Annotated in this window: 23 protein-coding genes; 12 read left to right on the top strand and 11 right to left on the bottom strand. The window is 62.4% G+C overall.

Annotated features, from left to right (window positions below; translation table 11 throughout):
* Positions 1-23: 23 nt before the first annotated feature.
* From CK627_RS22405 to CK627_RS22920, 4 genes are all read right to left on the bottom strand, one after another.
* Positions 24-761, bottom strand: a complete 738-nt coding sequence (locus CK627_RS22405; RefSeq protein ID WP_095593426.1) for a DUF3142 domain-containing protein — start codon at positions 759-761, stop codon at positions 24-26.
* Positions 731-2,797 carry a PA5441 family protein gene (locus CK627_RS22400; RefSeq protein ID WP_167385410.1) on the bottom strand — a complete coding sequence of 689 codons (2,067 nt, stop codon included), beginning with the start codon at positions 2,795-2,797 and terminating at the stop codon, positions 731-733. The genes CK627_RS22405 and CK627_RS22400 overlap by 31 nt, the downstream gene beginning before the upstream one ends.
* A 93-nt stretch (positions 2,798-2,890) precedes the next feature.
* Positions 2,891-3,355, bottom strand: a complete 465-nt coding sequence (locus CK627_RS22395; RefSeq protein WP_095593424.1) for a hypothetical protein — start codon at positions 3,353-3,355, stop codon at positions 2,891-2,893.
* Positions 3,356-3,397: 42 nt separating this feature from the next.
* Positions 3,398-4,774 carry an aminotransferase-like domain-containing protein gene (locus tag CK627_RS22920; RefSeq protein WP_167385409.1) on the bottom strand — a complete coding sequence of 459 codons (1,377 nt, stop codon included), beginning with the start codon at positions 4,772-4,774 and terminating at the stop codon, positions 3,398-3,400.
* Between the two features lie 117 nt (positions 4,775-4,891).
* On the opposite strand from CK627_RS22920, the gene CK627_RS22915 reads away from it, so the two are divergent.
* The 11 genes from CK627_RS22915 to CK627_RS22340 all read left to right on the top strand — a co-directional run bounded on the left by CK627_RS22915 (position 4,892) and on the right by CK627_RS22340 (position 18,049).
* Entirely contained in the window at positions 4,892-5,488 is a 597-nt protein-coding gene (locus tag CK627_RS22915; protein WP_005304811.1) for a LysE family translocator, read from the top strand.
* Positions 5,489-5,612: 124 nt separating this feature from the next.
* On the top strand, positions 5,613-6,203 hold the full coding sequence (locus CK627_RS22385) for a LysE family translocator (RefSeq protein WP_095593422.1): 591 nt from the start codon (positions 5,613-5,615) through the stop codon (positions 6,201-6,203).
* Positions 6,204-6,372: 169 nt separating this feature from the next.
* Complete coding sequence (locus CK627_RS22380; protein WP_095593421.1) at positions 6,373-7,065, top strand: aspartate/glutamate racemase family protein; 693 nt, start codon at positions 6,373-6,375, stop codon at positions 7,063-7,065.
* 252 nt (positions 7,066-7,317) lie between these two features.
* Entirely contained in the window at positions 7,318-8,937 is a 1,620-nt protein-coding gene (gene cueO, locus CK627_RS22375; RefSeq protein ID WP_095593420.1) for a multicopper oxidase CueO, read from the top strand.
* A gap of 155 nt (positions 8,938-9,092) precedes the next feature.
* Positions 9,093-10,199 carry a 1-acyl-sn-glycerol-3-phosphate acyltransferase gene (locus tag CK627_RS22370; RefSeq protein WP_095593419.1) on the top strand — a complete coding sequence of 369 codons (1,107 nt, stop codon included), beginning with the start codon at positions 9,093-9,095 and terminating at the stop codon, positions 10,197-10,199.
* Between the two features lie 309 nt (positions 10,200-10,508).
* A complete protein-coding gene (locus tag CK627_RS22365) occupies positions 10,509-10,979 on the top strand; it encodes a NanQ anomerase/TabA/YiaL family protein (protein ID WP_095593418.1) in 471 nt (156 codons plus the stop codon).
* A 174-nt stretch (positions 10,980-11,153) separates the two neighbouring features.
* On the top strand, positions 11,154-12,353 hold the full coding sequence (locus tag CK627_RS22360) for an acetate kinase (protein WP_095593417.1): 1,200 nt from the start codon (positions 11,154-11,156) through the stop codon (positions 12,351-12,353).
* Positions 12,354-12,475: 122 nt separating this feature from the next.
* Positions 12,476-13,717 carry a mechanosensitive ion channel family protein gene (locus CK627_RS22355; RefSeq protein ID WP_095593416.1) on the top strand — a complete coding sequence of 414 codons (1,242 nt, stop codon included), beginning with the start codon at positions 12,476-12,478 and terminating at the stop codon, positions 13,715-13,717.
* A 186-nt stretch (positions 13,718-13,903) separates the two neighbouring features.
* The gene (locus tag CK627_RS22350) at positions 13,904-14,830 is read left to right on the top strand and encodes a L,D-transpeptidase family protein (protein ID WP_005304791.1); all 927 of its coding nucleotides are present in this window, start codon (positions 13,904-13,906) and stop codon (positions 14,828-14,830) included.
* 289 nt (positions 14,831-15,119) lie between these two features.
* The gene (gene putP, locus CK627_RS22345) at positions 15,120-16,637 is read left to right on the top strand and encodes a sodium/proline symporter PutP (protein ID WP_010636224.1); all 1,518 of its coding nucleotides are present in this window, start codon (positions 15,120-15,122) and stop codon (positions 16,635-16,637) included.
* Between the two features lie 269 nt (positions 16,638-16,906).
* Positions 16,907-18,049: a hypothetical protein gene (locus CK627_RS22340; protein ID WP_167385408.1), complete on the top strand. Its 1,143-nt coding sequence runs from the start codon at positions 16,907-16,909 to the stop codon at positions 18,047-18,049.
* A gap of 215 nt (positions 18,050-18,264) precedes the next feature.
* Here CK627_RS22340 and CK627_RS22335 read toward each other — a convergent pair whose 3' ends face one another.
* The 4 genes from CK627_RS22335 to CK627_RS22325 all read right to left on the bottom strand — a co-directional run bounded on the left by CK627_RS22335 (position 18,265) and on the right by CK627_RS22325 (position 21,021).
* Positions 18,265-18,789: a GNAT family N-acetyltransferase gene (locus CK627_RS22335; protein WP_080630698.1), complete on the bottom strand. Its 525-nt coding sequence runs from the start codon at positions 18,787-18,789 to the stop codon at positions 18,265-18,267.
* A gap of 52 nt (positions 18,790-18,841) precedes the next feature.
* Positions 18,842-19,492, bottom strand: a complete 651-nt coding sequence (locus CK627_RS22775; RefSeq protein ID WP_157737218.1) for a hypothetical protein — start codon at positions 19,490-19,492, stop codon at positions 18,842-18,844.
* A 481-nt stretch (positions 19,493-19,973) separates the two neighbouring features.
* Positions 19,974-20,558, bottom strand: a complete 585-nt coding sequence (locus CK627_RS22330) for an MliC family protein (RefSeq protein WP_095593415.1) — start codon at positions 20,556-20,558, stop codon at positions 19,974-19,976.
* A 100-nt stretch (positions 20,559-20,658) separates the two neighbouring features.
* On the bottom strand, positions 20,659-21,021 hold the full coding sequence (locus CK627_RS22325) for a DUF2061 domain-containing protein (RefSeq protein ID WP_005304770.1): 363 nt from the start codon (positions 21,019-21,021) through the stop codon (positions 20,659-20,661).
* 186 nt (positions 21,022-21,207) lie between these two features.
* On the opposite strand from CK627_RS22325, the gene CK627_RS22320 reads away from it, so the two are divergent.
* The gene (locus tag CK627_RS22320; RefSeq protein WP_019841112.1) at positions 21,208-21,426 is read left to right on the top strand and encodes a hypothetical protein; all 219 of its coding nucleotides are present in this window, start codon (positions 21,208-21,210) and stop codon (positions 21,424-21,426) included.
* A 78-nt stretch (positions 21,427-21,504) separates the two neighbouring features.
* Here CK627_RS22320 and CK627_RS22315 read toward each other — a convergent pair whose 3' ends face one another.
* The 3 genes from CK627_RS22315 to CK627_RS22305 are packed head-to-tail and all read right to left on the bottom strand — an operon-like array spanning position 21,505 to position 24,717.
* Complete coding sequence (locus tag CK627_RS22315) at positions 21,505-22,359, bottom strand: 23S rRNA (adenine(2030)-N(6))-methyltransferase RlmJ (protein WP_095593414.1); 855 nt, start codon at positions 22,357-22,359, stop codon at positions 21,505-21,507.
* Entirely contained in the window at positions 22,353-22,814 is a 462-nt protein-coding gene (locus CK627_RS22310; protein WP_167385407.1) for a DUF2390 domain-containing protein, read from the bottom strand. Before CK627_RS22310 ends, CK627_RS22315 begins: the two co-directional genes overlap by 7 nt.
* Positions 22,807-24,717, bottom strand: coding sequence for an ABC transporter ATP-binding protein (locus CK627_RS22305; RefSeq protein WP_095593413.1), 1,911 nt, complete (start codon positions 24,715-24,717; stop codon positions 22,807-22,809). The genes CK627_RS22310 and CK627_RS22305 overlap by 8 nt, the downstream gene beginning before the upstream one ends.
* Positions 24,718-24,760 lie beyond the last annotated feature (43 nt).

The raw sequence follows: 24,760 nt of genomic DNA, 5'->3' as shown, positions 1-24,760 counted from the left end.
GCCGGTCAACCCCTCGTCCGAGCTCACCTGCGGTGGGGGGAGGGCGCCGGATTGACAAGAAACACCACCACGCCGCCATAGGCCGCCTCGTCGGCCAGCCTGCTTTCCCACGTTTGATCCCATTCGCCTCCCTGTACCAGCCCCACCTTGAAGGGGAGGGTCAGCCGCGTCAGCGTTTGCAGGTAGCGCGCGTAGCCCGGCTCGGTGCGGCGGCCACGGTAGGTCTGCACCACCAGCTCGTCGACCGTGCCGACGAGGGCGTTGAGGGTGGCGACGTCGCCGGTGCGGGTCCAGTCCAGCAGGCCTGTGATGCTGATGGCGCAGCCGGCGGGCAGCTGGCTGCGCAGTTTGCGCAGGAAGTCGCCATAGTCCGCCAGCCGGTGGGTGCGGGCATCGAAGTCTATCTGGATGCCGCGCACCTCATTGCCCTTGCGCTGCCAGGCCGCCAGCTGGTTGGTCAGGCTCTTGAGCAGGGCCTCATCCCAGTCGAGCCGCTCCACCCGATAGGCGAGCCAGAGCTCCTTTACCGGCAGCTTGCTCGGCGCTATGCCCTGCCCCTGAAAACGCACGGGTTGGCGCGCATCGAGGGGGCCTATCTCCCCCTGATGCAGATAGAGCCGCTCTGCCTGCTGCAGCACCGGCTGGGGCTTGACTCCGGCCCACAGCCAGAACTGGCGGTAGTGGCTCGCCTCGACGGCGGCGTTGGCCTTGGCGCTCAATAGCGCCAGCATCACCAGTAATATTTGAGCTGCTTGGCCCACTGGCTCGTTCCGTACTGGCGTTTGAGGGTGTTGAACCAGCCCTTGCGCTGGCTGAGGGGGATCTCCTGGCTGCCGCAGCTGTTGTTGCCGCTCGGGGCGTAGCAGTTGATGGCGCGATAGAGGGCGTAGACCTTCTCCTCTTTGGCGGCCTTGGGGTTGGCGATCACCTGTTGATACCAGTCGAGCCGGCTGCGCTGCTGACCGGCAAACAGATCCCGGCTGCCCGCCAGGGTGTCGGCCCCCGGCCGCTGCAGGAGCGGATCCCAGTCCAGCCCCTGGCTCAGGAAAAACTCGCCGAGGCAGTTGAGCGCCTTGGGGGATTTGGGGTTGTCCGCCAGGGTGGTAACCACCGCGGTGAGCGCCGGGCATTGATACTCCTGGCTCCCTTGCCAGTCGAACGGGGCGGCCAGCGGAACCAGCGCGAGATCCTGCAGGAAGCCCCGGTAGTCGCCGTGGGTCAGCTGCTTGTAGCGCAGGGTGTGGCCGGCGCGCTGGCGCAGGGTGTCGGAGGCATGCTCATCCTGCACCATGCGGCGCAGCAGCGGGGCCGGCGCCACGTACTCCAGCAGCGGAATGCGGTAGTGATCGCTCTGGATGGGGCTCTCCTTGGCAAACACCTGCTCCAGCCGGCCGGCCCGTTCCAGAGTCATGGCCAGCGCCAGTTGCAGCAGCTGATCCTGCAAGGGGGTGGGCTGGCTGGCGAGCAGGGCGCGCCACTGCTGCTCCGCCTCGGGCAGCGCCTGACTGGCCGCCAGCGCCATGCCCTTGAGCACCTGCTGGCTGAATGCCAGGTTGTCGAGTGGCCCCTTGCCGAGGGCGGGAGCGGCGGCGATGACGGCGGCATAATCCTTGGCCAGATAATAACGCTCGGCCTGTTGCAGGTAGGCGAGCCAGGCCGGGTTGCCGGCAAACTGGGCGCTCTGCTGGGTCAGCTCGCCGCTTTGCAGCGGCAGCCACTCGTCCCAGCTCTCGTGCAGCCGCAGCCGGCGCAGATCCTGCACCAGGGTCAGCTGCGGCATGGCGGCTGAGCCGGTGAAACCGGGCTGCATCAACAGCTTGAGGTCTATTTCGTTGAGCAGATCCGGGTTGCCCGGCTGGCGGCTCACCTGCCGGAACAGGCCGGCCAGCGCCGCTTCGTCCCCCTTGAACCAGGCGAGCCGGCGCAGCAGCCCGTTGGCGGAGTCTAGATAGCGCCCCTCTGGGTAGCGGCTGCGATAGTCGGCAATGAACTGCTCGGCGCGCTGCACGGCAGCCTGGTCAATCAGGTTGCGATCCAGGGTGCCCCAGTCATCGAAGGCGCTTTGCTGTGACTGGTTGAGGGCGACCCGGATCCGCATGTAATCCGCCGTCTCTCTCAGCCAGGGCTGATCCTGCCCGGCGAGAGCGGCAAACAGCGCATCGGCCTGGGCGAACTCCCCCTGATAGAAGAGTCGGCTGGCGGCCAGGTAGTCGGCAAAGCCCTGACCGGCGGCCGACAGCGGCGCGGTCTTGTCCTCCGGCGCCGTGGCCGTTTCGGCCTGCTGGGCGCACTGGCCCAGCATGGCCAGCCGCTGGCGGGCCAGCTGGCTGCGCTCGTCGGCGCCAAGGGCCGGGGTGTCGACCAGCGCCTGCAGGAAGGCTTCGGCCGCGACTGGATTGTTGCTGATGCAGCGCCCCTCGCTCCAGCCGGCGGCCCGCTCCAGGGCGGCCTGGGTGGTGCTCTGCTCGATGCCAAGACCGGCGGCCAGCGCCAGCAGGGGATCCGGCCCGGCGGGGGCCGGCTCGGCCTGGGTCGGGTTGAGCCGGGCCGGGTTGAGCAGATCCTCGATGGCGAAGGGCAGCGGCAGCGGCGCCTTGGGCAGCGAGAAGGCCTGCTCATCGGCCAGCAGCAGCGCCAGGTTGGTGCGGGTGTCGTTGTCGGGGGAAAGGAACGGCAGCCCGTTCAGGTGGCACTGGGCGGCGGTCAGTTGCAGGGTGAGCGGCGTCTCGCAGCCATCCGGGCCGCAGGCCAGGACGGGCAGGCTGCACAGGGCCAGCCACAGGGGAGTCAGTTTCATGGGCGCTTCCAGCAGGAGTCGGGATGCTGGCACGCTACAAGATGCCTTCACCCCTTTCAACTGACCATAGGGGCAGGTCGGCTGGCGGCGGGCCTACTGCAGGCCGGGCCCTTTGGCCGAAAAGGGGCAGTCGCGCTGCTGGATCAGTTGTTCCCCAGAGCCCGCCGCCCCCTGCCAGTGCAGGGCGAGCTGGCCGAGGCGGCCCAGGTGGCGCAGCTCGAATTCGTAGCGCAGGCAGGGCTCGGTGAGGGGCAGGCTGGCCATGCCGGCCGGCAGCCGGTAGTCGTAGCGCAGCAGGGGGCCGTCTGTCAGCGTGCTGTGGCTGGGCAGCAGCCCTTGTGCCGTAGGGACGGGGGTGGTCAGCCGGCGGCGCAGACTCAAGGGAGCGTCAATCGCCTTCTGGTAGTGCAGGCCGTTCATGGCCGCCAGCTCTTCCTCCAGCCGTTGCAACTCCCCCTCCAGCCCGCTCAGCGCGGCCCCCAGCTGCTGATGGCCGGGGGAGGCGCAGCCCCCCAGCAGCAGGGTGAGAAGCAACAAGGGGGGGCGGGTCGGGTGCATGGGCTCTCCTTTGAGCGCACGGATGGGCTGGGCCGGGGCTGACTATAGCAGGGTATTGGTGGGCGGCGCGGCGCGCAGCAGACCGGCGAGCCGCTCCAGCGCCTCGGCGACGCGGGCGTCGGTGGCCGGCTGGCTCAGGCTGAGGCGCACGCCCTGCGGCGCGGCGAACTGGCCGGCGGCGAAGTGTTCCCCGCTCGCCACGCCGACGTCAAGGGCGTTGGCGGCCTCGGCAAACTCCTGGCTGCGCCAGGGCTCCGGCAGCGGCAGCCAGGCGTGCATGGAGCCCGCCTGCCAGCAGGCCTCCGGCAACAGGTGGCGCAGCAGCTCGCCGCGACGTGCCAGGATCTGCCGCTGCTGCTCTACGAGAGGCATGATCTGGCGCTGACTCACCAGCTTGCAGGCCAGCTCGATGAGCAGCGGGCTCACCATCCAGCTCGACAGTCGCATCGCCTGGGCGAAGGCGCCGCGCAAGTGGGGCGGGGTCAGCACGAAGCCGACCCGCAGGCCGCCGCAGGCGATCTTGGCCAGACTGCCCAGATAGATGACCCGCTCCGGCGCCAGGTTGACCAGCGGCGTCACCGGCTGCTGGGGCAGCAGGCCGTTGACGTCGTCCTCGATGATCAGCAGATCGTGACGGCGGGCGATGGCGATGATGGCCTCGCGCCGCGCCAGGCTCATGGTGGCTGTGGTGGGATTCTGCAGGGTGGGGGTGAGGTAGAGCAGCTTGGCGCGGCGGGTGCGGCAGGCCGCCTCCAGCGCGTCGGGCAGCAGCCCCTCCTCGTCCATCGCCAGCCCCACCACCTGATTCTTCAGCTGGCGGGCGTTGCCCAGCATGCCGGGGTAGCTGAGCCCTTCGCAGAACAGGGTCTCCCCCACGCAGCCGGTGGCCAGCAGGGAGAGCATGATGCCGTGCTGGGCGCCGTGGCTGAACAGCAGATGCTCCTCGCTGCCCACTACCCCCTGCTCGGTCAGCCAGTCGATAAAGAGCTGGCGCTGGCCGGGCTGGCCCGCCTCCTTGTCGTAACCGAGCAGGGCGTTGAGATCCCCGTCTGCCACTTCCGCCAGCATGGGGCGGATGATGGCGGCCCGATCCAGCTGCACCGGCAGGTTCTGCCACAACTCGATGCGGTGCCCCTCCTCCTTGCGGATCACCCAGGCGTTGGCCGGATCCTCATGCTCCCCCTTGACCCAGGTGCCGTGGCCGACCCGGGCGGCCAGCAGCCCGCGCCGCTCAGCCTCGCCATAGGCGCGGGTGACGGTGCCGACGGTGACCCCCAGCCTGTCCGCCAGCGCCCTGTGGGTGGGCAGCCGGGTCTGGGGCGGCAGAGAGCCGTCCTGAATGGCTTGCTCGATGGCCTTCACCAGCTTGAGGTAGAGCGGGCCGGCGAAGGGGGTGAGGTCTGGGGTCCAGATTGTCATGGTGACAATAAATCCATTGATCGAAATGTATCGGCAATATAGCGTGATTTTGAACCCGATAACAATCAAAAACAGCACATTGTATCGATACAATGTGTGCAGTTCAGGAGTACAAAGATGACGATCGAATGGTATGCCACCCTGTTTGGCTTTGCGGTGCTCACCTGTGGCACGCCGGGCCCCAACAACCTCATGCTGACCGCCTCCGGCGCCAACTTCGGGGTGCGCCGCACCCTGCCCCATCTGATCGGGGTGGCGGTGGGCCAGCCGGTGCTGCAGATGGTGCTGGCGCTGGGGCTCTACCCCCTGTTCGAGCGCTGGCCGCTGCTGCGCCTCGGCTTGCAGATCTTCGGCAGCCTTTATCTGCTGTGGCTGGCATGGCGCATCGCGGTGGCCGGCGCCCCCGGTGATCCGGCCCGGCGTGCCCGTCCGCTGACCCTGCTGGAGGGGCTGGGATTTCAGTTCCTCAACCCCAAGGCCTGGATGATGGGGATCTCCGCCATCAGTCTGTTCAGCCTGCCCGGTGCCAGCTACTGGCCGAGCCAGTTCGCGGTGATGGCCATGTTCGTGCTGGTGGCGCTGCCGGTCTGCTTCGTCTGGGTGCTGTTCGGCCATCAGCTCAGCAACTGGATCAGCACGGATCGGGGCTGGCGCCGCCTCAACGGCAGCCTGGGGGCGCTGACTGCGCTCTGCGTGGTGATGCTCTGGTACTGAGCCTTGCCAGAGGCCGCATAAAGATGCGAAGAAAGTGCATTTGCGGCCTTGTCTGACGGGCACAGGCTCTGCATATTAGAAGGCTTGTCGCCGAGTCGGCGCCCTGCATCATCAAGAGGTTGAGATGGATCTGAACTGGTTGCTTCCCCTGGCGGGCTTTGCCCTCATCACTTGCGGCACGCCGGGCCCCAACAACATGCTGCTCACCAGCGCCGGTGCGGTCCAGGGCTTTCGCCGCAGCGTGCCCCTGCTGGTGGGGGTGGTGGGGGGGATAAACCTGATGATCCTGGCCACGGCGCTGGGGCTGGGGGTGATGTTCGAACAGCTGCCGCTGCTGCACGACGGGCTCAAGCTCATCGGCTCGGCCTACCTGCTCTGGCTGGCCTGGAAGGTGGCGACCGCCAGCGGCCCGGCCGAGGGCAACCGGCCGCTGATCCCGGCCCATCAGGGGGCCATGCTGCAGCTGCTCAACCCCAAGGCGTGGATGATGGCGCTTTCCGCCATCAGCGGTTTCACCCTGGCGGGGGAGGCCTACTGGCCCTCCGCCATCTGGGTGCTCGGTATCTTCTTCGTGACCGGCCTCTATACCGGGGCCTTCTGGGTGCTGTTCGGTGCCCAGGTGCGCCGCCTCATTCGCACCGCCAGAGGCTGGCGTCGTTTCAATCTCGGCATGGGGGTCGCCACGGCGGCCTGCGTGCTGATGATCTGGATTTAGTCCGGGCCTGTGCCCGGGCCTTTACCGGCTGTCTTGTTGGCCCTGCGGGGCCTTTTTTATTCCTGGGCGGTGCGATGACGCGCGCCGTCCTCTGCTCGGTTTGCACGATTGATTCACACGATCGGTTTGCATGATCGTTTTACACGATCGGTTCACAGAAGGAGGTCCCATGAAATGTATCGGTCTGCTGGGTGGCATGAGCTGGGAGTCCACCGTCAGCTACTATCAGGCGCTCAACCGGGGCGTGCGCGAGCGGCTCGGCGGCCTGCACTCGGCGCGGGTGCTGCTGAGCAGCGTTGACTTTGCCGATATAGAGCGGCTGCAGCATATCGGGGACTGGCCCGCCACCGCCCGTCTGCTGGCGGCCGAGGCGCGGGCCATCCAGGCCGGTGGCGCCGATTTTCTGCTGATCGGCACCAACACCATGCACAAGGTGGCACCCGAGATTGAGGCTGCCATCGACATCCCGCTGCTCCATATCGCCGATGCCACCGCACGTCAGCTGCAAGCGGACGGGATCCAGAGGGTCGGCCTGCTCGGCACCCGCTTCACCATGGAGCAGGAGTTCTACAAGGGGCGCTTGCAGGAGAAGTTCGGGCTGGAGGTGCTGGTGCCTGATGCGGCGCAGCGGGAGCGGGTGCACCGCATCATTTATGACGAGCTGTGCCTCGGCGACATTCGCGACGCCTCGCGGGCCGAGTACCTGGCCATCATCCGCGCGCTGGCCGCTGCGGGCGCCCAGGCGGTGATCCTCGGCTGCACCGAGATTGCCCTGCTGGTGGGGGAGGCCGACGCCGCGGTGCCGCTCTACGATACCACCGCGATCCACGCCGAGGCGGCGGTGAGCCTGGCGCTGGCTTGACGATCATGGCTCTGCTGGCAAGCAGGTGAGGCCGATAGTGGGTTGGAAAATGCCGGCGCCACGGTGCCGCTCTACGACACCACCACGATCCACGCCGAGGCTGCGGTAAGCCTGGCGCTGGCTTGACGACCATGGCTCTGCTGGCAAGCGGATAAGCCAGAAACTGTCCGGCCGCCGGCTCGGCAGGGCTTGACCTTGCCGCAGGGTTGCTGCATAGGCTGAAGGTCCGCTTTGGCCAACGAGGAGTGACTCATGCAGCGTCGCGATTTTCTCAAACTCTCCATCGCCGTCGGCATCGCCGGTGCCTTGCCCTGGTGGGGGCGGGCGGTTGCCGCCGAGCGCCCAGCCCTGCCTATTCCTGCGTTGCTGGAGGCGGACGCCAGCGGCCTGTTCCAGCTCAGGGCCCAGCCGGGCCAGATGCAGTGGCGACGCCAGCCGACCCGCAGCTGGGGCTACAACGGCAACCTGCTCGGCCCCACATTGCGTGCCCGCCAGGGGCAGGCGGTGCGAGTCCGGGTCGCCAACCAGCTGGCGGAGACCACCACGATACATTGGCACGGGCTGGAGGTGCCGGGCACCGCCGATGGTGGCCCGCAGGCCAGCATCCCCTCCGGCAAAGAGTGGCAGGCGGCGTTTCGCATCGAGCAGCCGGCGGCCACCTGCTGGTATCACCCCCATACCCACGGACAGACCGGCCATCAGGTGGCCATGGGGCTGGCCGGGCTCTTCATCCTCGACGACGAGGAGAGCCTGCGGCTGCCGCTGCCGCAACGCTGGGGGGTGGACGACATCCCGCTGGTGCTGCAGGACAAGCGGCTCGATGGGCGGGATCAGGTGGACTACCAGCTGGACGTGATGAGCGCGGCGGTCGGCTGGTTCGGCGATCTGATGCTGACCAACGGCGCCGTCTATCCGACCCACGACGCCCCCCGCGGCTGGCTGCGGTTGCGGTTGCTCAACGGCTGCAATGCTCGCTCCCTCACGCTGGCGACCAGCGACGGTCGCCCCTTGTATGTGATCGGCAGCGATGGCGGCCTGCTGGCGGAGCCGGTGGCGTTGAGCGAGCTGGCGCTGCTGCCGGGGGAGCGCTTCGAGGTGATGGTGGACGCCCGCAACGGCCAGGCGTTCGATCTGCTCACTCTGCCGGTACGCCAGATGGGGATGACCCTGGCGCCGTTCGATGCGGCCCTGCCGCTGCTGCGGATCCGGCCCTCCCTCATCGAGGGCAAGGGACGTCTGCCGGACAGCCTGGCGCGGCTGCCTGCGCTGCCCGCCACTCAAGAGTTGCCGAGCCGCACCCTGACCCTGTCGATGGATCCCGAGCTGGACCGGCAGGGGATGCAGGCGCTGATGAGCCGCTACGGCCACGGCGCCATGGCGGGCATGAGCATGGAGCACGGCGAGGCGGGCACCATGGCCGGGATGAAGATGGACGGGCAAGGCGACGGGATGGCCGGGATGTCGATGGCGGGGATGGATCACGGTGACATGGCCGATATGAAGCAAGCGGGCGGCGCGCTGGACTTGCACGGCGGCAACCGCATCAACGGCCAGGCCTTCGCCATGAACGACCCGCAGTTTGCGGTCAAGCGCGGCCGCACCGAGCGCTGGATCATCTCGGGGGAGGGGGACATGATGCTGCACCCCTTCCACATTCACGGCACCCGTTTCCGGATCCTGAGCGAGAACGGTCGGCCGGTGGCCCCCCATCGCGCCGGCTGGAAGGATATCGTCAAGGTGGAGGGCGGGCGCAGCGAGGTGCTGGTGCGCTTCGATCACACGGCGCCGAAGGAGCGGGCTTATATGGCTCACTGCCATCTGCTGGAGCATGAAGACACCGGCATGATGCTCTCGTTCACGGTGGAAGAGTGAAATAATGGCCCGTTCGGGGCCATTGTTTTTTACTGGTCAGATCTCACTATCTGGCTGCGCCGCATACCCCTCGGCATAAAAGCGTGTAAAATTGCGCCCTGAATTTTCCGGCCGGCGCACGCCGGCCGCGACTCCTTACACGCAAGGCTGACATTGTGACAGAAGTAGATAGATTCGCGGACATTCGCCCCTACCGCGATGAGGAAGTACCGGCAGCCATCGAGCGGCTGATCCGGGATGATGAATTCATCGGCGCCATCGCCAAGTATCGCTTCGGCTCCCTGATGAGCTGGCTGGGCTGGGCCATTCGCCCGCTGATCCGCCAGTTCCTGCGCTACAAGTGGTCCAAGGTGACCACCATCCATCAGGTGCAGATGGGGGTGACCCGCTACATGAGCCGGATGATCGCCACCTCCACCCAGGGGGTGACCTTCTCCGGGCTTGAGCATCTTATAAAAGAGCAGGGCTACCTGTTCGTCTCCAACCACAGGGACATCGCCATGGATCCGGCGTTCGTCAACTGGGGGCTGCATACCCATGGTTTCGATACCGTGCGCATCGCCATCGGCGACAACCTGCTGCGTAAACCCTGCGCCACCGAGCTGATGAAGCTCAACAAGAGCTTCATCGTCAAGCGCTCCGCCAAGGGGCCGCGGGAGATGATGAAGGCGCTCGGCGAGCTGTCGGCCTACATCGGCCAGTCGGTGCACGAAGGCCACTCCATCTGGATCGCCCAGAAGGAAGGGCGCGCCAAGAACGGCGATGACAAGACGGATCCGGCCATCCTCAAGATGTTCTATGTGGACGGCAAGAAGCAGAAGATCGAGTTCGTCGACTACATGCGCAGCCTCAATATCGTGCCGGTCAGCATCAGCTACGAGCTGGATCCCACCGACAAGGCCAAGGCGCGCGAGCTCTACGAGAAGTCCATCAACGGCAGCTACGAGAAGGGCGAGTTCGAGGACATCGAGAGCATAGTCGCCGGCATCGTCGGCCAGAAGGGGCGGGTACACGTCTCCTTCGGCGCCCCCATCACCGAAGGCTTCAGCGATCCGGACGAACTGGCGGCGCTCATCGACAAGGCGATCTGGGGCAACTACCGCCTCTTCCCGGGCAACTACCTGGCTGCGGATGTGGCGGGCCACGCCAATACCATCGAGCAGGCCGCCTTCCTGAGCCGTCAGTCGGAGGTGCCGGAAGAGCACAAGGCCATCTGGCGCGCCATGTACGCCAAACCGGTGGAGAACGCCGCCAAGGCTTGAATGACACCGGTTTTGACCAGGTGATGCGAAAAAAACGGGAGCTGATGCTCCCGTTTTTGCGTCTGGTCAAAGTCGCCGGCAATGGAGTAGTGAATAATATTGTTTCAGCTGGTACGATCACCCGGCGAACGCGCTTGCCCCGCTTGGCAAGCCGAGGATGAGTGTGTAACAGTGCACTCACCACGCCGGACAGAGCCATGGCTCCATCCCGGTCTGCACGGATAGCAGACGGTGTGACACAAGGACCTTCAACGGGTCCTTTTTCATTTTGCGGCTAAGATGTCGCCTGAATACACCTAAGGAAGCGCCATGATCACCGGCAGTCTGAATACCTTGCAGCGTACGCCGTTGCCCGCCCCGCTCGACCGCATCCTGGTCGAGGTGGTGCAAAGCGTCGACCGGTGGCGGCATGCCCCGCTCGGCAAGCAGGAGGTCGACGGCCTCAAGCTGTTCTGCCTGGTGAGCGAGGAGCTGACCGAGCCGGCGGCGGATCGCCGTGGCGAGTTCCATCAGCAGTACCTGGACATCCAGCTGCTGCTCACTGGCGAGGAGTGGATCGGGGTCGGCCCGCACACCTACGCGAGCGAAGGGGCGGATCACCCCCATCCCGATCTCTGGTTCGTCGACGACGAACAGACCAGTTATCTGGCGTTGCAGCCCGGCGACTTCGCCATCTTCTGGCCGGGAGAACTGCATCGCCCCCTCTGCACCCCCAACCTGCCGGCCAAGGTGAAGAAGCTGGTGGTCAAGGTGCATCGGGATCTGCTGGCCGGCCTGTGACCGCTGGCGCAGCCTGACTGAGACGAGTGCCCGGAATCATCCGGATTTGCACTTAACATATTGAAAAATTGGGCGCACTTTCCTGCGACCATAAGCCCCCGGCAGGGGAATCCCATCCATGTTGGATGACACGACACTGTCGGCATAAAGCCGAAGCACAGGAAGATGTAGAACATGAGCAAGTTGGTATTGATCCTTAACTGCGGTAGCTCTTCCCTGAAATTTGCCGTAATGGACGCCGAAACAGGTGAGGACATGCTGTCCGGCCTGGCCGAATGCTTCAATCTGGATGATGCACGTATCAAATGGAAACTCCACGGCGTCAAGGGCGAGGCCATGCTGGGCGCGGGTGCCGCGCACCAGGAAGCCCTCGACCACATCGTGGGTCACATCCTGCCGCAGGATCCGACCCTGGCCGAGCAGCTGGTGGCCATCGGCCATCGCATCGTGCACGGCGGCGAGCAGTTCTCCCGTTCCGTTCGCATCGATGACAGCGTGATCGCCGGCATCGAAGCCGCCATTCCGTTCGCTCCCCTGCACAACCCGGCGCACCTCATCGGCATCCGTGCCGCCCTCAAGGTCTTCCCGGCGCTGGCAGAGAAGAACGTGGCCGTGTTCGACACCGCCTTCCACCAGACCCTGCCAGAGGAAGCCTACCTCTACGCGCTGCCCTACAAGCTCTACAAAGAGAACGGCATCCGTCGTTACGGCGCCCACGGCACCTCCCACCGCTTCATCGCACAAGAGACCGCCAAGGCGCTGGGCAAGCCGCTCGCAGAGCTCAACATCATCAACTGCCACCTGGGTAACGGCGCCTCCGTTTGCGCCATCCGTGGCGGCGAATCCGTCGACACCTCCATGGGGCTGACCCCGCTGGAAGGGCTGGCGATGGGTACCCGCTCCGGCGACATCGACCCCGCCGTGGTCTTCTTCATGCACGACCAGCTCGGTTACAGCGTGGAGCAGATCAACCACACCCTGACCCGCGAGTCCGGCCTGCTGGGCATGACCGAGGCGAGCAGCGACTGCCGCTACGTCACCTCCAACTACGCCACCGACGCCGGTGCCAAGCGTGCGCTGGACGTGTTCACCTACCGGGTGGCCAAGTATGTCGGTGCCTATGCCGCCGCCATGGACGGTCGTCTGGACGCCCTGGTATTCACCGGCGGTATCGGTGAGAACGCCGCCATGGTGCGCGAGATGGTGCTGGATCGTCTGGCCCTGTTCGGCTTCAAGGTCGACAAGGAAGCCAACAACGCCGCCGTGCTGGGCGGTGAAGGCCCCATCACCGCCGAAGGCAGCCGCCTGGCGCTGGTGATGCCCACCAACGAAGAGCTGGTCATCGCCCGCGATGCCCTGAGCCTGGTCGGCTAACGCCCCTCGCTCCCAGACAACGCCCGGCCCCTGCCGGGCGTTGTCGTTTGTGGGCCGGTGCCCATTTGACATGGGGTGGCAGATACGTACCCTGACCGCAGTTTCACGCACAGGAGAATGGGATGAAGGAGACGATTTTTCGCTGGCTGGCCGGGCTCGGACTGGAGGTGACCGGCATGACGGGGCTGGTGATCGCCCTCGGCTTCATCGTGCTCACCTCGCTGGTGCTGCACATGCTGCTGCACCGGGTGTTGCTGGTGCGGCTGGTGGGCGTGCTCGGCAAGACCATGCAGGTGTGGCTGCCGCCCCAACTGCAGCAGCGGCTGTTCTACCGGCTCGCCTTCGTGCTGCAGGGGGCCGTGCTGCTGGGGCAGGCCGAGATCTGGCTGCCGCGCGACTCCGAAAGCCTGCAGCTCATCGAGACGGTGGCCCAGCTCTGGATCCTGCTGTTCCTGCTGCTGGCGCTGTTCGCCCTGCTCGACTGCCTGCTGTCGGTGAGCCGCTACACCCGGCTCGGACGGGATCTGCCCCTGCGCGGCATCTTCCAGGGGGTGAAGCTGGTGGGCAGCATCCTGGTGGGCATCCTGATGATCGCCCTGCTGCTCGGCAAGTCGCCGCTGTTCCTGTTCAGCGGCCTGGGTGCCATGACCGCGGTATTGATGCTGGTGTTCAAGGACCCCATCCTCGGGCTGGTGGCCGGCATCCAGCTCTCCGCCAACCGCATGCTGAGCGTCGGTGACTGGCTGCAGATGGACAAGTACGGCGCGGATGGCGAGGTGACCGACATCGGCCTCACCACGGTCAAGGTGTCGAACTGGGACAAGACCATCACCACCATCCCCACCTATGCCCTCATCTCCGACTCCTTCAAGAACTGGCAGGGGATGACGGAGTCGGGCGGCCGGCGCATCAAGCGCAGCGTCAACATCGACATGACCAGCGTGCGCTTCCTGACGGCGGACGAGCAGCTGCAGCTCAAGCAGGCCCAGCTGCTGGCGCCCTATCTGAGCCGCAAGGAGCAGGAGCTGAGCGCCTACAACCAGCAGCTGAGCGACGCCATCAGCTGCCCCATCAACGGCCGCCACCTCACCAACCTCGGCACCCTGCGCGCCTATCTGGACGCCTACCTGCGCGCCTACCCCGGCATTCGCAAGGACATGACCCTGATGGTGCGCCAGCTGGCGCCGACCACGGACGGCCTGCCGCTGGAGATCTACTGTTTCACGGCGACCACCGCCTGGGCCGATTACGAAGGGATCCAGGCCGACATTTTCGACCACATTTTTGCCATCATCGAGCAATTTCATCTGCGGTTGCACCAATCTCCCACAGGTTACGATATGCGCGCCTGGCAAAAGGGGTGAACGGCCATCAGACCAGGGCTGGCGGCGGATAAAAAAAGCGATATTAATCGCTGACCCGCCTCCACTTGTCAGTTGAAATTTGCCCGGCAGAGGAGAAAAATGGCGGCCTTCTCTTCGCCCCCGGATCGCCTGCCGCTCCCGGGTCAGCCCAGAGTCTTGAACCACGTCATCCATTACAGGAAAGTTATGAAGCTCCTCCACACTACTGCGGCCGCGCTGTGCTGCAGCCTCCTCTTGGGCGCCGCGCCTGCGCTCGCTGTTGAATACGCCCTGCCTGCGGCCAACAGCCGCCTGGTGGGTGAAAATCTGGAATACGTGGTCCCGGCCGAAGAAAACGGCCAGCCGCTGGAGGCCGCCGCCGCCAAATTCCAGCTGGGGCTGACCAACATGCTGGAGGCCAACCCCAAGGCGGATCCCCTGCTGCTGCAGACCGGCGAGAAGCTGATCGTGCCGCACCAGCTGATCCTGCCGGATGCGCCCCGTGAAGGGATCGTGCTGAACGTGGCCGAGATGCGCCTCTACTACTACCCGAAAGGCAAGAAAGTGGTGGAAGTGCTGCCCATCGGCATCGGCCAGCTTGGCACCGACACCCCGGAAAACTGGGTGACCAGCGTGCAGCGCAAGAAGGCGGGCCCGACCTGGACCCCGACCGCCAAGATGCATGCCGAATATGCCGCCCGTGGCGAGACCCTGCCGGCAGTATGGCCGGCCGGCCCGGACAACCCCATGGGGCTGTTCGCGCTCTACATCGGCAAGATGTACGCCATCCACGGCACCAACGCCCAGTTCGGCATCGGCCTGCGGGTGAGCCACGGCTGCGTGCGCCTGCGCAACGACGACATCGAGTACCTGTTCAAGAAGGTGCCGGTCGGTACCCGCGTGCAGTTCGTCAACCAGCCCATCAAGGCCAGTGTCGAGCCGGATGGCCGCCGCTACCTGGAAGTGCATCAGCCGCTCTCCCGCAATCAGGAGGAGTTCAACTCCAGCCTGCCTGCGCCGCTGCCGATGACCCCGGCGGTGACCCGCTTCATCGCCCACGCCGACAGCGACTCCCAGCTGGTCAAGCAGGCGCTGGAGCAGCGCAGCGGCATGCCGATCGCGATCAATCGCTGATTGGTGCTTGCCGACATGGCCCCGACTTCTGGTCGGGGCTTTTTTTTTGCCGCCGTGGCGGGATCGGGCCCCTGAACATGCCCGGTGGATAAGCAGTTGCTGCGTCAGGATAAAATCTGGCGGAACGGGGCAAAGCTGGTCTGTTGGTTAAAGATGAAACGTTTATATTGTGTTTTCTGTTTGTTAAAAAAGGTTGAGGTCATGGGATCTGCTGATTAAGCTAGGGCGGTTTTTTTAAGGAAGAGTCCGTCGTCAGAACGGGCACACACGTCACATAACGGAGTTTTGAATGACAGCCAGCACACCCATGCTTATCACCTTTCTGGTGTACATCCTCGGGATGGTCCTGATCGGCTTTATCGCCTATCGCGCCACCCGCAACTTTGACGACTACATCCTCGGCGGCCGCCGGATGGGGAGCTGGGTGACCGCCCTCTCCGCCGGCGCCTCCGACATGAGCGGCTGGCTCCTGATGGGCCTGCCGGGCGCCGTCTTCATCGGCGGCATCTCAGAGAGCTGGATCGCCATCGGTCTGACCCTGGGCGCCTACCTCAACTGGCGCTGGGTCGCCGGCCGGCTGCGGGTGCATACCGAGAAGAACCGCAACGCCCTGACCCTGCCGGACTACTTCACCTACCGCTTCGAAGACAAGAGCCGGGTGCTGCGCATCCTCTCCGCCCTGGTGATCCTGCTGTTCTTCACCATCTACTGCGCCTCCGGCGTGGTGGCCGGTGCCCGCCTGTTCGAGAGCACCTTCGGCATGAGCTATGACACCGCCCTCTGGGTCGGTGCCGCGGCCACCATCACCTACACCTTCTTCGGCGGCTTCCTCGCGGTGAGCTGGACCGATACCGTGCAGGCCACCCTGATGATCTTCGCCCTGATCCTCACCCCGGTGTTTGTCATCATCGCCGTGGGCGGCATCGACACCGCCATGGTGCAGGTGGCGGCGCAGAACGCCGGCAACCTCGACATGTTCAAGAACCTGGACTTCATCGCCATCATCTCCCTGATGGCCTGGGGCCTGGGCTACTTCGGCCAGCCCCACATCCTGGCGCGCTTCATGGCGGCGGACTCCCACCACTCCATGACCAATGCCCGTCGCATCAGCATGACCTGGATGGTGCTGTGCCTCGGCGGCGCCGTGGCCATCGGCTTCTTCGGCCTCTCTTACTTCTCCACCTTCACCGAGCAGGCTGGCGGTGTGACGGCCAACCCTGAGCGGGTCTTTATCGAGCTCTCCAAGATCCTGTTCAACCCCTGGATCGCCGGCGTGCTGCTCTCCGCCATCCTGGCGGCGGTGATGAGTACCCTCAGTTGCCAGCTGCTGGTCTGCTCCAGCGCCATCACCGAGGATCTCTACAAGCCGTTCCTGCGCAAGAACGCCTCCCAGCAAGAGCTGGTGTGGGTCGGTCGCGCTATGGTACTGGTGATCGCGCTCATCGCCATCGCCGTCGCCATGAATCCGGAAAACCGGGTGCTGGGGCTGGTGAGCTACGCCTGGGCCGGCTTTGGTGCCGCCTTCGGCCCCGTGGTGCTGCTCTCCGTGCTCTGGTCGCGGATGACCCGCAACGGCGCCCTGGCGGGCATGCTGGTGGGCGCCCTGACCGTCATCGTCTGGAAGCAGTTCGGCTGGCTGGGACTCTATGAAATCATCCCGGGCTTCCTCTTCTCCGGACTCGCCATTGTGGTGTTCAGCCTGCTGGACAAGGCCCCCTCCAAGGCCATGCTGGAGCGCTTCGACGACGCCGAGCGCGAGTTCCAGACCCCGCCGGATGCGCTGGGTCAGCCGGTAACCGTCAACTGAGTTGGCTACTGCCGATAACAAAAAGCCCCGCGATGCGGGGCTTTTTTGCCAGTACAAGCGACAGATCCGTATCGAAGACGCTCTAGATGCCAAAGATCCTTTCTGCGGTCTGAAAGAAGTTAAAAACCGGGCTTAATTGCTTGTCTTGCTCGTGTTTGGGTTGGCATGATGAAAGTCGGAACCGTATGGTTCCGACTTTCATCTGTTGATTGCCCATTTCTGCGAGAGAAAATTCAATATGCCCATTCTGATGAGTGGGCAGAGTGAGGATGGACGTCATCGCCACAACACAGGAGAGAAGGGTGATAGTAAGGTTTTGGCTGGGGTTGGGCTGTTTGTTGCTAGCTATGGTTGCGCAGGCCAGTGAGGTGTATCAAGGCAAGGTAGGGCGTATGCCGGTAGTGATGACCCTTGATACGTCATCAAATGGTACGGTCAGTGGGCGTTACTTTTACCGCAAGTACCGAAAGGATATTCCTCTGTCGGGTAAGTGGGAGGGTAAGATCCTGCAGCTCTCAGAATTGTGGGATAACAGTGAACCTGAAAAGATCGCCATGATCCTCGAGCGCTCCGGTAATGGCCTTCAGGGAACATGGGCCGGGAAGAAGCCTATTTCTGTGGTATTGAAGGTGGTCGATAGCAGCGCCATTGATATACAGGATCCGGTTCTTGTCAGCTGGCGTAAGCGTGATCTTTATGAACTCATGCGACTTGAAGGACTCTCACTAAAACCGGGCAAGCGCGAGTTATTTCAGGGTTATAGCTTGCAATGGCTGCAAGAGCCGCAAAGCAAAATTGCATATTTTCGCATTACGTCAGGGCTACCTGCTGAGCAGCTTGGGAAACTCAATCATGTGTTGGCAGAGCGTCAGTGGAGCGAGGTCGCCAGTTATTTTCAGTGTATGAGTACCCCTATGGGTGGGGAATTCGACCAGACGGTTACGCCCCGTTTCATCAGTCCGAACTTGCTCAGCGCCAGTATCTTTACCGGCTATTTTTGCGGTGGTGCACACCCTGACTTTGGTGATTCGCCATTAAACATTAATCTTGCCACCGGAGAGATGCTGACACTCGAAGACCTGCTCTGGGTTGGTAGTGGAGCTCCAGTAAAGTTCGATAGTCGGTCGTATGACCCAGCAGCATCTGAGTACAAGGAGAAGTATCTGGCCCCTTGGCTTGTAAACGAGTTTCGGCGGCTCTACCCCAATGATATGGTTCCCGATGCGGAAGAGTGCAATTACGCAGAACCGTCAATCTGGGAGTATGCCTCTTGGTATATGACAGAGAAGGGAATAGTGTTGGACCCTTCTTTTCCCCGTGTCGAGCGTAACTGCGAGTTGACCGAGTGGAGCATTCTGCCCTGGTCGGTTATCAAGCAGCACCCGGGGCGATTACCGCAGCTGATGCCTTGATGAAAAAACCGGAACCTTTGGGTTCCGGTTTTTTCATGCCTGCTGTTTGAGCCAACGCAGCAGCTGCTGCACAAACAGCGCGGGCTGCCGCAAAGATAGCTTTCGTTATGATCCTTGATGGTTGTGGAGCCAAGCCCTTGTAGGTTGTAACGGATCGTAGAGCAAGATTCTGTCTGGAGGCCGGTGTCAGGTGATAACTAGACCTGTACAAATAATCAAAGGCTTATGCGCATATCCGCACATTTGAATAGACCATCACCCAAAGTTAGAAACCGTGCATAATTCTTGAGCGTACCATGGTTTGTGAAACCTGACTTTTCTAAAACCCTTACACTTGCCATATGCTCAACAAATGGATTTGTTCTTACTTCCTTTATCCCCAAGCTTTTTAAATATTCCAGGCCAGCACAACACAATTCAGTCGAAATACCTCGATTGCTGAAATTTTCTGATATACCAAAAGGAATCTCAGCATGCCGTTTGTTGAACACAAACACAATCAACCCAAACACAAAGTCATCTTTGCTTTCTGCGACACCATAAACACGCACTTTGGGAGTATTATCCAAATATGACATTCGCCATTGTTTGATTTTCGAGAGCGTGGTTTCCGCAGTATCGTGAGGTAATGTCGAGATGTACTTTGCTGAAAATATTGAGCTGGAGTACAGATCAAACAAGGAGTCTGCATCAGCTTCTCTCAGCTCTCTGACTCTAAAAATATCACTCTCGTAGTTCATTATGCCTCCATTCGTCTAAAGCCAGTATAACAGGCGCTAGTTTGTGAACGTACTAATTAGCTTGATTGTTAATTTGAAACTTGTCGCCAAGATCCCTTGTTATTTCTTTTTCGCTATCCTGATACTTTAATCCTACAACTAGAAAAATAATTGCTAGCAGCCACACAAGGCCATCAAGCAGCCATAGTATCGCCAAATTTTTAGTTCCTAGAGCTGCAGAAGCATCACTTAATAGCCATGTCATTGCATATGAGGCCGGAAACCCAAACGCCGAATACGCTATAATTCCTTGCGTTATTTTCTTAGGGATACGTATTGTTCGATTAAAAATAAACCAATATGGTCGCTTTCCTTTTTTAAATCTGAACTTGGTTTTGTTTTCGTTAATCTCAATCGCTGGACGATATTTTAAATAGGTTCGAAACGCAGCATTTGGAGTTTCAGAATATATAAGGACCTTTATTTCATGAAAAGTTAAAGGCTTTGAATAAAGCTGCTCAAATGTTTCTTCAACAACAAGGCGGTTTTCTTGCTTTTTCCACTCCCTTTCATTTATTACCTTGTCAATTAACTCTACGCTTGAAGACCTAATCTTCATTTTTTCGCCACTTCTGGTAAGTAATGTGTAGATATACCGACTAAGTACAGTCACTATTGCAACGGCAATTGAGGTAACAAATTTTGATACTTCCAGATACTCCATTATTTCTCCTAAAGCTTAACAGTGATTAGATAGAAGGAAATACTAATACATTAGTATCGTCTTCTATCTAACGCCACTTAATACTGACTCAGGGAATTATAAATAATACTTTAATTTAATGGTTACTTTCCTACCTCTGAAGCTTATTGTATTCGCTTGATCTCTTCTTTGTGCACAGCCTTACGACTGTATAGAAATGAGCGTGGCGTTGGCCATGGGCAAATACCGACATGGCTACCGCCCCTGAATTTCAGCTTCCAGTGTGCTGCTTGTTACCTGCGAGAGGGTTGGCATGGCTCATGGGGAGACTCCGGTGAGGTGTGTTGCCATTTGGCTATAGTAACGCCCCTTGGATGGGGGAAAAGGGGGCAGCGAGTTATTTCTGAGCAAGATCAATAAATTGATAGATATGGCGAGAGCGGAGGGGGCGGGCAGGAGAAGGCGGCGTAGATGCCGCCGCCCCAAGTGATCGGCTTCTGGATTAGCGCTGCGTGCAGGTGAGAGTTGGCTGGCCGACACGCTCCAGCCTGGCTTCGTCTCCCTTGGTGAAGAGGGTGAGGTTTTGCCCTTCATAACGGGTGCCGCTGGCGCTGGGGGTTTCATAGGCGAGCACCTGCAGCGGGTCAGTACCCTCGTCCAGGTTGATCACCGCGGCGGGCCGCTTGGCCTCGTTGTAGAAGTAGGTGGAGAGGGTGACATTATTGCCACACTGGTAGTCCACCGGGCTTGGCACCATCAGCTGGCCGCCCTTGATCTGCAGTTCGGTGATCCGCAGCTGGTAGCTATCTTCCACGCACTGGCGCAGATCGCTCGCCTTCCAGCAGTCGTTGCGCCCCTTGATCCAACCGCGCTGGATGGCGCGCTCGGTTTTCTGCTGCTCGGGTGAGAACGCGGCAATTGCCTTGGGGTAGAGGGCCGCCAGCTCGTTATCCAGCGCCGCCAGCGCGGCATCCTTGCAGATCAGGGTTTCGGCGGTGCCTTTCGCCTTGGCGCAATCGAAGGAGGGGGTGGCAGCGGTGGCCAATAAAGGGGCAAACAGCAGAGTGGCAAGCAAGGTCTTGTTCATCGAGGGGGCTCCAGCAAGGGGGACCCGGCTACTAAAGCACAATGGCGCTGGGCCGCCGAGCATTTTTTGCGCCGGACGGCCCCAGACAAGGGGAGGGAGATCAGGCCAGCGCCAGGGACTGGCGGGCGCGCCACAGCCGCTCGTGGAAGAAGAACACGACCGTGTTGATGGCAGGCTCGATCATCGCCATCACGCCGCCGGTGAGCAGCTCGCCGCTCAGCAGGTAGGCGACGCCGAAGGCCACCGAGAAGTGCACCAGGGCGAAGCTGCTGGTCTTGGCCTGCAGGCTGTGGTGGGGCTTGAGCTTGTGCCAGCCGAGATCGTGGAAGTAGAAGGCGACCGTGTTGACGGCGGGTTCGATCAGGGCGATCAGGCTGGCGGTGAGCAGTTCACCGGTCAGCAGGTAAGCCACGGTGAAGGCCACGGTGAAGTGCAAAACGGCAAAGCTGATGGTCTTTTTCATGATGGCGGCTCCCTCTGGTGATAAGCAGAGTATCCCTCGAAATTGCATTAAATGAAAACCATTCTCACCTAATGATTGGATAGGGACGGCCTATCAAGTGAGAACGCCCTCACCGGATTGGGAGTTGCCAAGGGCCACAGCGGCGCTAGAGTGAGCCTTTGCCATGAAAAAGGAGCTTTCATGCATATGAATATCAACGCCACCCTGATGGGGCAGTTCATCCTGTTGCTGATGATCATCGTTGGCGTCGTGGCCTGGCGACTGGCTCGTCGCAAGAGCAAGCATCCGGCGCTGATCACAGTGCTGTGCATGCTGCTCAGCCTGGCCCCGCCTTTCGCCCTGCTAGCGCTGCTTATTCTGGCGCTCTGGCGGGATCTCCCCGCAGAGGTTGGCACCCGGCAATAGCAGCCCCCTCAGCCACCACTGCCGCGGTAATAGAAAAGCCCCTCGCGGGGCTTTGTCGTTTTTGTGGCGGATGAACGGTCAGGCCTCGGCCTTGTTGAGCCACTCCACCTTGTACTGGGCGCCGGCGCCCTGCGCCAGCTTGGCACAGAGGGGTTTGAGGAAGGCTTCGATCTGCTCGTCCAGCAGCCAGGGCGGGCTCACTATCAGCATGCCTGAGCCGTTCATACCCCAGTCGGCGGTCTGCCCGGCCACTTCCAGCTCGGCCACCAGCACGTTGCCGAAGTTTTCCCGCTTGATGGCGCGCAGCATGTCGCGGGACTTGTCCGCCTCTTGCCCGAGGATCGGATACCAGAGGGCGTAGATGCCGGTGGCCCAGCGTTTTTGCGCTTTTTTAAGGGTATCGACTACCGCGAAGTAATCTTCCTTCAGCTCATAGGGCGGGTCGATCAGTACCAGGCCGCGGCGCAGAGTGGGGGGCAGCAGGGCCACCAGCCCCTCGAAGCCGTCCCTATGGTGCACGGCGACGCGGGGGTCGTATCCCATGTTGGCGCGCAGGTCCTCCACCTCGTTGTTGTGCAGCTCCATCAGTGCCAGCTTGTCCTGCTCGCGGGCGAGGCGGCGGGACAGCTCCGGCGAGCCGGGGTAGTAGCGCAACTGACCATCGCTGTTCATCTCCTCGATGACGCCCAGATAGGGCGCCATGGTGGACCACTGGGCCCGCTCATCCCACAGCCGGCCAATGCCGTCGGCATATTCCGCCTTCTTCTGCGACCAGTCGCCGCGCAGGTCGTAGAGACCGCCGCCGGCATGGGTGTCCAGCACGATGAAGGGTTTCTCCTTCTTCTTGAGGGACTCGATGATCAGGGCCTGAACGGCGTGTTTCAGCACGTCGGCGTGGTTGCCGGCGTGAAAGGCGTGGCGATAACTCAGCATATTAGGTCTCTGAGGGGGCCCTGCTGGGCCCCCAGTAACGATAGATAGTTCAACAAGTTGCGGCTGTTGCCGCGAAACAGGGTGAGGCTGCGCAGGGTCTGCAGCAGGACCCCTTGTTGCAGCCGCTCCAGCTCCAGCTCGTGGGCCAGCATGGCCTGATACTCCTGCTCGCCAAGCCGCGCCTTGGCGCTCGAACGCAGGGTGCGCCAGGGGCCGAGCACCGCCTCGGTCTGCACCAGCGCCGGTTGCAGGTCGGTCAGGTCCACCGGGATCCCGCACTGATCCAGCCGGTGCAGCAACAGGGCCAGGTTGACGTTGCCCCCCAGCGCCTGCACGCTGAGCCAATCCTGGCTGCGCGCACCGTAGGTTTCGCCGCTCCAGTGCCAGAAGTCGAGCGGGCCCGGCAGTTCATGGGCGTCGATCCGCTCGCTCGTCATCAGCTGTTCGTCACGCAAAGAAGGCTTGCTCCATGGTTTCCAGCTCCTCAGAGAGGCTCATCCACTCCAGCTCCACCCCTTCCAGCTCCTCCTTGATGGGGCCCTGGGACTTGAGCAGCTCGGAGAGCTTCTGCTTGGCGCTCTCTTCATAGATGGCGGGATCGGCCAGCTGCTCTTCCACCGCGGCCAGCTTGGCCTGCAGCTTCGCCATGCTGGTTTCGAGCTTCTCCAGCTTCTGGCGCAGCGGCCGGGTCGCTTGCCGGAACTCCGCCTCACGCCGCTTCTGATCCTTGCGCGCCACCGCCGAGTTGGCGGAGACGACGCCGTCGTCCTGTTTGGCGTTGGCCTCTTTCTCCTGCTCGCCGAGCCACTTGTGGTAGTCGTCCAGATCGCCGTCGAAGGCCTCGACCCGGCCACCGTGCACCAGATAGAAGTCATCTGTGGTGGTACGCAGCAGGTGACGGTCGTGCGAGACCACCACCATGGCGCCCTCGAACCCTTGCAGCGCCATGGTCAGGGCGTGGCGCATCTCCAGATCCAGGTGGTTGGTCGGTTCATCCAGCAGCAGCAGGTTGGGCTTTTGCCAGGTGATGAGGGCCAGCACCAGCCGCGCCTTCTCGCCACCGGAAAAGGGGGCCACCTTGTCGAGCGCCTTGTCACCGTGAAAGCCAAAGCTGCCCAGGTAGTTGCGCAGCTCCTGCTCGGTCTTGTCCGGCGCGAGGCGCACCAGATGATCGAGGGGTGAGTCGTCCAGGCGCAGGGTCTCCAGCTGATGCTGGGCGAAGTAGCCGATGCTCACCCCGGCGCTCACTTCCAGCTTGCCGGAGAGCGGCGGGTTGGAGCCGGCCAGCATCTTGATGAAGGTGGATTTGCCGGCGCCGTTGCGACCGAGCAGGCCGATGCGCGAACCCGGTACCAGGTTGAGTTTGATCTTCTCCAGGATCACCTTGTCGCCGTAACCGGCGCTGAGGTTCTCCATGGCAATCAGCGGGGTCGGCAGGGCCGACGGCTCGCGAAACTCGAAGCTGAACTCGGAGTCGGCGTGGGCGGGCAGGATCTTCTCCATCCGCTCCATGGCCTTCAATCGGCTCTGGGCCTGACGGGCCTTGGAGGCCTTGTAGCGGAAGCGGTCCACATAGGATTGCATGTGGGCCATCTCCCGCTGCTGCTTCTCGTACATGGACTGCTGCTGGGCCAGGTGTTCGGCGCGCTGCAGTTCGAAGTCGGAGTAGCCGCCGCTGTATTCGTTGAGCTTGCCGTTCTCGATATGGATGATGCGAGTCACCACAGAGTCGAGGAAGTCGCGGTCGTGAGAGATGAGCACCAGCGTGCCCTGATAGCCCTTGAGCCACTTCTCCAGCCAGATGACGGCGTCGAGATCCAGGTGGTTGGTCGGTTCATCGAGCAGCAGCAGATCGGAGCGGCAGAGCAGCGCCTGGGCCAGATTCAGGCGCATGCGCCAGCCACCGGAGAAGCTGCGCACCGGCGAGCCGAGCTGCTCGTCGCCAAAGCCGAGGCCGTGCAACAGCTCGGCGGCGCGGGCGCGAATGCTGTAGGCACCGATGGTGTCGAGCTTGCCGTGCAGCTCGGCCACCAGCAGACCGTTGTCATCCCGCTCGGCCTGGGCCAGCTCGGCCTCCAGCGCGCGGAACTCCTTGTCGCCGTCGATCACGTAGTCGAGGGCGGAGCAGTCCAGCGCCGGGGTCTCCTGTGCCACCCCGGCAATCTGCCAGCCGGCGGGCAGGCTGAAGCTGCCGCTGTCGATGGCCAGCTCGCCCCGTACCAGTGCAAAAAAGGTGGACTTGCCACAGCCGTTCTTGCCCACCAGACCCACTTTGTGGCCGGGGTGAATGGTGGCGGATGCGTTGTCCAGCAGCTTGCGGCCGCCGCGGATCAGTTCGATTTGACTGGCAACTATCATGGATTGGTCTGCTTGGCTCAAATGAAGGAGAAAAACTGGCGCG

The sequence above is a fragment of the Aeromonas dhakensis genome (assembly GCF_002285935.1).
In the GTDB taxonomy this organism is placed as follows: domain Bacteria; phylum Pseudomonadota; class Gammaproteobacteria; order Enterobacterales; family Aeromonadaceae; genus Aeromonas; species Aeromonas dhakensis.
Note: the sequence above shows the minus strand (reverse complement) of the source record. Positions and strands in the feature narration are given on the sequence as shown.

Bases quoted from the DNA above. Each gene is read 5' to 3' on its own strand.
- CK627_RS22400 (WP_167385410.1), bottom strand. From the start codon at position 2,797: ATGAAACTGACTCCCCTGTGGCTGGCCCTGTGCAGCCTGCCCGTCCTG.
- CK627_RS22395 (WP_095593424.1), bottom strand. From the start codon at position 3,355: ATGCACCCGACCCGCCCCCCCTTGTTGCTTCTCACCCTGCTGCTGGGG.
- CK627_RS22920 (WP_167385409.1), bottom strand. From the start codon at position 4,774: ATGACAATCTGGACCCCAGACCTCACCCCCTTCGCCGGCCCGCTCTAC.
- CK627_RS22915 (WP_005304811.1), top strand. From the start codon at position 4,892: ATGACGATCGAATGGTATGCCACCCTGTTTGGCTTTGCGGTGCTCACC.
- CK627_RS22385 (WP_095593422.1), top strand. From the start codon at position 5,613: ATGGATCTGAACTGGTTGCTTCCCCTGGCGGGCTTTGCCCTCATCACT.
- CK627_RS22380 (WP_095593421.1), top strand. From the start codon at position 6,373: ATGAAATGTATCGGTCTGCTGGGTGGCATGAGCTGGGAGTCCACCGTC.
- cueO (WP_095593420.1), top strand. From the start codon at position 7,318: ATGCAGCGTCGCGATTTTCTCAAACTCTCCATCGCCGTCGGCATCGCC.
- CK627_RS22365 (WP_095593418.1), top strand. From the start codon at position 10,509: ATGATCACCGGCAGTCTGAATACCTTGCAGCGTACGCCGTTGCCCGCC.
- CK627_RS22360 (WP_095593417.1), top strand. From the start codon at position 11,154: ATGAGCAAGTTGGTATTGATCCTTAACTGCGGTAGCTCTTCCCTGAAA.
- CK627_RS22355 (WP_095593416.1), top strand. From the start codon at position 12,476: ATGAAGGAGACGATTTTTCGCTGGCTGGCCGGGCTCGGACTGGAGGTG.
- CK627_RS22350 (WP_005304791.1), top strand. From the start codon at position 13,904: ATGAAGCTCCTCCACACTACTGCGGCCGCGCTGTGCTGCAGCCTCCTC.
- putP (WP_010636224.1), top strand. From the start codon at position 15,120: ATGACAGCCAGCACACCCATGCTTATCACCTTTCTGGTGTACATCCTC.
- CK627_RS22340 (WP_167385408.1), top strand. From the start codon at position 16,907: ATGGACGTCATCGCCACAACACAGGAGAGAAGGGTGATAGTAAGGTTT.
- CK627_RS22335 (WP_080630698.1), bottom strand. From the start codon at position 18,789: ATGAACTACGAGAGTGATATTTTTAGAGTCAGAGAGCTGAGAGAAGCT.
- CK627_RS22775 (WP_157737218.1), bottom strand. From the start codon at position 19,492: ATGGAGTATCTGGAAGTATCAAAATTTGTTACCTCAATTGCCGTTGCA.
- CK627_RS22330 (WP_095593415.1), bottom strand. From the start codon at position 20,558: ATGAACAAGACCTTGCTTGCCACTCTGCTGTTTGCCCCTTTATTGGCC.
- CK627_RS22325 (WP_005304770.1), bottom strand. From the start codon at position 21,021: ATGAAAAAGACCATCAGCTTTGCCGTTTTGCACTTCACCGTGGCCTTC.
- CK627_RS22320 (WP_019841112.1), top strand. From the start codon at position 21,208: ATGAATATCAACGCCACCCTGATGGGGCAGTTCATCCTGTTGCTGATG.
- CK627_RS22315 (WP_095593414.1), bottom strand. From the start codon at position 22,359: ATGCTGAGTTATCGCCACGCCTTTCACGCCGGCAACCACGCCGACGTG.
- CK627_RS22305 (WP_095593413.1), bottom strand. From the start codon at position 24,717: ATGATAGTTGCCAGTCAAATCGAACTGATCCGCGGCGGCCGCAAGCTG.